Source organism: Streptomyces rugosispiralis, from assembly GCF_024505145.1.
Taxonomy (GTDB): domain Bacteria; phylum Actinomycetota; class Actinomycetes; order Streptomycetales; family Streptomycetaceae; genus Streptomyces; species Streptomyces rugosispiralis.
Genome location: NZ_JANIAA010000043.1, coordinates 78,196 through 84,793 on the forward strand (window position 1 = coordinate 78,196; position 6,598 = coordinate 84,793).

At 70.3% G+C, this 6,598-nt stretch carries 6 protein-coding genes; 3 read left to right on the plus strand and 3 right to left on the minus strand.

Annotation, left to right across the window (positions count from 1 at the left end; genetic code table 11):
- The first annotated feature begins 60 nt into the window (after positions 1-60).
- Complete coding sequence (locus NP777_RS39360) at positions 61-1,395, plus strand: nicotinate phosphoribosyltransferase (protein ID WP_256654971.1); 1,335 nt, start codon at positions 61-63, stop codon at positions 1,393-1,395.
- Between the two features lie 77 nt (positions 1,396-1,472).
- Positions 1,473-2,057: a nicotinamidase gene (locus tag NP777_RS39365; protein ID WP_256654972.1), complete on the plus strand. Its 585-nt coding sequence runs from the start codon at positions 1,473-1,475 to the stop codon at positions 2,055-2,057.
- 335 nt (positions 2,058-2,392) lie between these two features.
- Here the strand turns inward: NP777_RS39365 and NP777_RS39370 are convergent, their stop codons facing one another.
- The gene (locus NP777_RS39370) at positions 2,393-2,707 is read right to left on the minus strand and encodes a hypothetical protein (protein ID WP_086886108.1); all 315 of its coding nucleotides are present in this window, start codon (positions 2,705-2,707) and stop codon (positions 2,393-2,395) included.
- A gap of 134 nt (positions 2,708-2,841) precedes the next feature.
- Complete coding sequence (locus tag NP777_RS39375) at positions 2,842-5,229, minus strand: immune inhibitor A domain-containing protein (protein WP_256654973.1); 2,388 nt, start codon at positions 5,227-5,229, stop codon at positions 2,842-2,844.
- A gap of 385 nt (positions 5,230-5,614) precedes the next feature.
- Between NP777_RS39375 and NP777_RS39380 the strand changes: the two genes are divergently transcribed.
- Positions 5,615-5,830 carry a hypothetical protein gene (locus tag NP777_RS39380; protein WP_391858665.1) on the plus strand — a complete coding sequence of 72 codons (216 nt, stop codon included), beginning with the start codon at positions 5,615-5,617 and terminating at the stop codon, positions 5,828-5,830.
- 5 nt (positions 5,831-5,835) lie between these two features.
- Here the strand turns inward: NP777_RS39380 and NP777_RS39385 are convergent, their stop codons facing one another.
- Positions 5,836-6,342 (minus strand): RDD family protein, encoded by a 507-nt coding sequence (locus NP777_RS39385; protein WP_256654980.1) that lies wholly within the window; start codon positions 6,340-6,342, stop codon positions 5,836-5,838.
- Positions 6,343-6,598: the final 256 nt, after the last annotated feature.

The window sequence follows — 6,598 nt, forward strand, 5'->3', positions numbered from 1 at the left end:
GCCTAAACCGGCACCCAGATCTCGTCACTCTGACGAGTAGCGGAGGTAGCATCGTCAACCATGGACACTGCGGACTTGGGACTGCCGGTGGACGTGCCGTCGACCGCACTCTTCACCGACCGGTACGAACTCACCATGCTTCAGGCCGCGCTGCGGGCGGGCACCGCCGACCGCCGCTCGGTCTTCGAGGTCTTCACCAGGCGCCTCCCCGAGGGCCGGCGCTACGGCGTCGTGGCGGGCACCGGGCGGGTGCTGGACGCCGTCGAGAACTTCCGCTTCGACACCGGCGTACTGGACTTCCTCGCCCAGCAGCGGATCGTGGACGAGCCCACGCTCGGCTGGCTCGCCGACTACCGCTTCCGCGGCGACATCTGGGGCTACCCCGAGGGCGAGGTCTACTTCCCCGGCTCGCCGATCATCCGGGTGGAGGGCACCTTCGCCGAGGCGGTGCTGCTGGAGACGGTCATCCTCTCCATCCTCAACCACGACTCCGCGGTGGCCGCCGCCGCGTCCCGGATGTCCACCGCCGCCGGCGACCGGCCGCTCATCGAGATGGGCGCCCGCCGCACCCATGAGCTGGCCGCCGTGGCCGCCGCCCGCGCCGCCTACGTCGGCGGCTTCACCACCACCTCCGACCTCGCGGCCGGATTCCGCTACAACATCCCCACCGTGGGCACCAGCGCCCACGCCTTCACCCTGCTGCACGACAGCGAGCGGGACGCCTTCACGGCGCAGGTCCAGGCGCATGGCAGCGACACCACCCTGCTCGTGGACACCTATGACGTCGCCACGGCGGTGCGCACCGCCGTGGAGGTGGCCGGCAAGGACCTGGGCGCCGTAAGGATCGACTCCGGCGATCTGCTGCTGCTCGCCCACCGGGTGCGCCAGCAGCTGGACGAGCTGGGCGCCAAGAACACCAAGATCGTGGTGACCAGCGACCTCGACGAGTACGCGATCGCCTCGCTGGCCGCGGCCCCCGTGGACGCGTACGGGGTCGGCACCCAGCTGGTCACCGGCAGCGGCCACCCGACCTGCTCGATGGTCTACAAGCTGGTGGCGCGGGCCGGTTCGGACGACGCGGACGCGCCGCTGCTGCCGGTGGCCAAGAAGTCCATGGGCGCCAAGGCCTCGGTGGGCGGCCGCAAATGGGCCGCGCGGCGGATGGACGAGCACGGGGTGGCCGAGGCCGAGGTGATCGGCACCGGTGAGATCCCCGAGCCGCTGGCGGCCCATCAACTGCTGGTCGAGCTGGTGCGCGGGGGCGAGATCGTGGCCCGCGAGCCGCTGGACGCGGCGCGGGACCGGCATATCGCGGCCCGTGCCGGGCTGCCGCTGTCGGCGACCCAGCTCTCGCGCGGGGAGCCGGTCCTGCCCACCGAGTACGCGCGGGCCTGAGAGGCGGACGGGTCATGAACGGGAACGCGGGGCACGCCCACTGCCGCAATCGACGCGGAGTGTCTACCCTCGGTGACATGCACCGGGCACTGATCGTCGTCGACGTCCAGAACGACTTCTGCGAGGGCGGAAGCCTCGCGGTGACGGGGGGCGCCGATGTCGCCGCCGCGATCACCGATCTGATCGGGGAGGCCACGCCCGGTTACCGGCACGTCGTCGCCACCCGTGATCACCACATCGATCCGGGCGATCACTTCTCGGACAATCCCGACTACGAGCACACCTGGCCGGTGCACTGCGTCGCGGGCACCGAGGGCGTCGGGTTCCATCCGAACTTCGCGCCCGCCGTCGCCTCCGGCGCGATCGACGCGGTCTTCGACAAGGGTGCCTACACGGGGGCGTACAGCGGCTTCGAGGGCTCCGACGAGCACGGCACCCCGCTCGCCCAGTGGCTGCGCGAGCGGGAGGTGACCGAGGTGGACGTGGTGGGCATCGCCACCGACCACTGCGTGCGGGCCACGGCGCTGGACGCGCGCCGCGAGGGGTTCGCGGCGCATGTCCTGCTGGACCTGACCGCGGGCGTCTCCCCGGCCACGACCGAGCGCGCCCTGGGGGAGCTGCGGGCGGCCGGGGTCGAGCTCAGCGGCAAACCGGTCGTCTGAGGACCCCGGAGGCGCCCAGAACGCCCTCCAGCCCCCTTCCCGACCGCTACTCGGCGGCCTGACCGGCAAGGCTGGATCGGCCGCCGCCCCGGGCCCCGGCGCTATGGGGCGCAAGAGGCGGGGCTTTCCCCTACCCGCCCCTTCCCGATACCAAGGGCTTCGCCCCTGGACCCCGGGGTCTGGGGCGGAGCCCCGCCTTCCAGCCCCTCCAGGGGGCACCTCCCAGCGGTAGCTGGGGGAGTTTGAGGAGCGGGGTCTGGGGCGGAGCCCCAGTTGTGGGAAGGGGCGGGTAGGGGAACAGCCCGCCGCAGGCGCCACGCCCCCTCGGACACCCCCTACGAGGCCGGGGCCGGGGGTCTGAGGAGGGCGGCCATGGGATGCCAGAGCTCCCCTCCGCGGTCCGGCGCGGTGCGCCAGACCACCCCGTCGGGATGGTGGAGCACCGCCGTCACCTCGTCGGGTGTCGGCGGCGCGGTGTTGCCGCGCAGATAGACAGCGCGCAGCCCGAGATTGCGGAGCCTGGTCAGGGCTCGCTGGCGGTTCGCGGCGTGTACCAGTACGCGCACGCCACCCTCGCCCAGCGGGCGCGGCAGCGTCAGCGCGACCACCACACTGCCGCCCGGCAGCTTGGTGAATCCTCCGTCGGCCATTGCGGGTCATGTCCCCCGTGAGACGTCGTGTCAACAAGAAGGTCGTAGGGGCATCTAAACGCGAACGGCCGCCGCCCGCTAGGGGGCGACGGCCGTTACCGCTCTGACCTGCGAAAACGCAGACTGGTGTGGATCTAGGAGGCGGACGGTCCGACCTGGACGGTCATCGTCGAGCCGCCCGGGAGCTCCTTGAGGATCTTGATCCGGGTGTTGGTGTCAGCAACCTTGACACTGCCGGTCGGGTTGCTGTTGTCCCAGTACGTCCCCTTGTGGTCGTCGAAGACCGGGACGCCCGGCTTCGGCTTCACCTTGGCGGCCTTGCCGTCGTTGTGCAGCGTGAAGCCGTCCGAGGGGAGCCGACTGAAGGGCGAGTCGTACGCCTGGATCCGGTTGCGCATCAGCTTGCCGTCCGCCCACTTCTCGGCGGCCGGGTGGGCGTCGATCGGCAGGATCAGACCGCTGCCCGGGTGGACGCCGACGTTGTTGTCCGGCTGCGAGGTGTCCCACTGCCAGATCAGCAGCCCGTTCTGGTACGGGAAGTGCTCGACCCAGTCGGGCCGGGTGGAGGCCCAGCCGAAGTTGTACGGACCGGTCTTGAGGGTGGTGTCGTACGACACGTACTGGCGGTTCTCGGCGAGGTAGTACTGCGGGTAGTCCTTGGTGAAGGAGCCGCCGATGCGCGAGAAGCCCTTCGCCGTCCAGCCGTTGTCGTCGCCCTCGGCGCCGTCGCTGAAGACCGGGGCGCCGTCGGCGGTCAGGGTGATCGCGTCGGCCGCGAAGCCCTTCTGCGCCACCCCGCCGTCGGTCTGGTAGCGGAAGCGCAGGTCGATCTTCTTGCCCGCGTAGGCGTCCAGCGGGAAGGAGAGCTTCTTGTACGCGCCCGAGGTGCCGGTCAGCGCGGGCTTGTCACCGGCGTCGCGCGGGATGGCCTTGCCGTCCGCGGTGCCGTCGACCGGCGTCCAGTTGGCGCCGCCGTCCGTGGAGACCTCGGCGTAGAGGTAGTCGTAGTTCTCCTCGATGTCCCACCAGCCCTGGAGGTCCAGGCTGGCCTTGGACTTACCCGTGAGGTCCACGGACCGGGTCAGGGTGTTCTTGAGGTCGTCGCCCATCCCGCTCCACCACTGCTTGGAGCCCTCGGCGGGGGCGACCACCTCGGTCTTGACGGCCTTGGCGGGCAGCTCGACCACCAGCGCCTGCTTGTTCTTGGTGTTGTACTCGGCCACCCCGAGAGTGTGGGTGGACTTCTTACCCGCCTTGGCCGAGGCGTAGTTCAGCCAGCCCAGCTGGAGCTTGTCCCAGGCGTTCATATCGCCGGGCAGATCGCCGATGGCGTCCTTACCGGTGCCGAGCCAGGATCCCGCGGACATCAGCGACCAGTAGGCGACGGACGACTCCCCCTTGCCGGTGGTGTCGTACTCGTCCGGCAGGCCCAGGTCATGGCCGTACTCATGGGCGAAGACGCCGAGGCCGCCGTTCTCCGGCTGCATGGTGTAGTCGCCGACCCAGATGCCGGTGTCGCCGATCTGCGTACCGCCCGACTTGTTCTCGCCGGGGCCGGTCTTGCCCGCGTCCGTGCCGTACGCGTACCAGCGGTGCGCCCAGATGGCGTCCTCGCCCTGGGCCCCGCCGCCCGCGGACTCGTCCTCACCGGCGTGGACGATCTGGAAGTGGTCGATGTAGCCGTCGGGCTCGTTGAAGTTGCCGTCGCCGTCGTAGTCGTAGCGGTCCCACTGGTCGTACTTGGCCAGGTCCGCCTTGATCTGCGCGTCGGTGCGGCCGGCCGCCTTCTGGTCCTTGGCCCACTGGTTGACGCCGTCGCGGATCAGGTCCCAGGCGTTGGCGCAGTTGGTGTCGCCGCAGTAGTTGGAGCCGTAGCGGGCCTCGTTCCAGTCGACCTTGACCCAGTCGGAGACCTCGCCGTCCACCGAGTAGCGGCCCGAGGACTGCTTCTCGTAGTACTTCTTCAGGGATTCCTTCTTCTTGTCCTTGGAGAAGTAGAGGTCCTGGAAGTGCTGGCGGTTGTAGTCCTTCTGCCAGGCCGTGCTGTTGTCCTTGGCGCGGTCCGGCTGGGCGATGGTGTTGTGCGCCGGGCCCGGGTCGCCGCCGTACTTCTTCACCGGCGGCTCGGGACCGTCCCCGTCCGGGTCGTACATGGTGGTGTTGTCCACCTTGTCGCCGAAGTCGACCAGGATGGTGAAGATCTTGTCGGTCTTCTCCCGGGCCAGCTCGACGTACTTGCCCTTGCCGAGCTTCACGACCTTGGACGCCCCGCGCGTGGTCGCCTTGGCGTCGCCGGAGATGACCTGCCGCAGCGCCTCCTGGCGCTGCGCTTCCCGCTGCTTGCTGTAGGGACCCTCGAGATCGTGCTGGACATCCGTCTTCGCGGGCGCCGGATCATGGCGCTCAACACGCGTAGACGGTGCGTCCGCCTGGGCCATGCCGGTCGACAGCGCCGCCGCTCCGAGCGCGGCCACCACTGTGGCTATGGCGGCCGATCTGACCGTCCTCCGTTGGCTGTTCACTCGCTCAGTCCTCCCCTTTCCACACCAGTGCCGGACATTTGACCGGAGTGGCAGGAGAAAAGACAGACCTTGACTTGGACTGATGAGACAAGTACGTTCTGCGATCCCGACGTTCCGTTTAACGGACAGCAACGGGCGCGCCTTGCACGCCGGTTGGCACACCCGATGATTCCGTGCGCCCCCTGTGCAACAGCGTCGTGGGTGAGGTCACGCTTACTTCCGTTCCCCTCGGGCATGCAGGACCGTAGAGTCAGGACTGACGGTGCACTTCGGCCTGACTCATGCCCCCTGCATATCGCCCCCGAGGACGGATCCCGCCATGCCGCGTCCGACTCCTGCACAGCTTGTTTATGGTTCGGCCACCGTCGTTCTCTCGACCTTCGCCATGCTGCTGCTCTCCCAGACCCGATCGGGGCTCGGGGTGGCGGTGGTGACCGTGGTCGGGCTGGTTCTCGGGCTCCTCGTCGCCGTCACCGTGCCGGTGGCCCGGGTGTCCCGCACCGGCCGCACCGTCCGCACCAACCGCCCCGTGGCGGGGTCCGGACCGGCCGACCCGGCGAGGGCGCACACCCGGGCGCACGCCGACTCACTGCACGGCTGACACCCTCACTGCACGGCCGACACCACGACGGTCCGCGCGGCCTTGTCGTGCAGACAGCGCTGGAACGGCTTGTCCCACAGCAGTGAGGCCGAGTTGACCAGCCAGAAGACCGTGCCGATGAGCAGCGGGATGAGCATCCCCGGCAGTACGTAGACCGCCGCGCGGACCCAGCCCTGACCGGCCGGCACATTCCCGTCGGACAGCATCGCCACCCGGATGCGCAGTGCCTTCTTGCCGAGCGTCTGTCCGCTGCGGGCCAGCATGACGCCCTCGTAGCCGAAGTAGAGCGCCATCGTGATGACGAGCGCGAGGGTCACCTTGCCCATGTCCTGCTCGCCCGGGTGGTCCATCGTGTACTGGAGCGCGCCGGTCGCCGTGAGCGCCACCGTCCAGATCGCGCCGAGGATGACGATGTCGATGAGCCGGGCGGTGAAGCGCTGACCGGGGGTGGCCAGCGGGGGCATCCCCGGGGGGATCACAGGCGGGGGCGAGGACAGCGGGTCGGGGGCCATGCCCCCGATTACATCAGCGGTCCCGGAGGACCGGAAGCTCAGGGGGCGCCTCGGGGGCCCGGACGGCGATTCGGGGGGCGTAGGGGCGCCTCGGAGGTCAGGGTCGCCTGGGGGCGGGGACCTCGGGGGCGGGGGGTCTCGGGGGCCGGGGGGTCTCGGCGGGTCAGGGGCCCGGCGGGGGCGGGGGGCCCCGGGGGCGGGGGGCTCGGGGGCGGGGGGCTTGGGGGGGGGGGGGCCTGGCGGGGGGGGGGGGGGG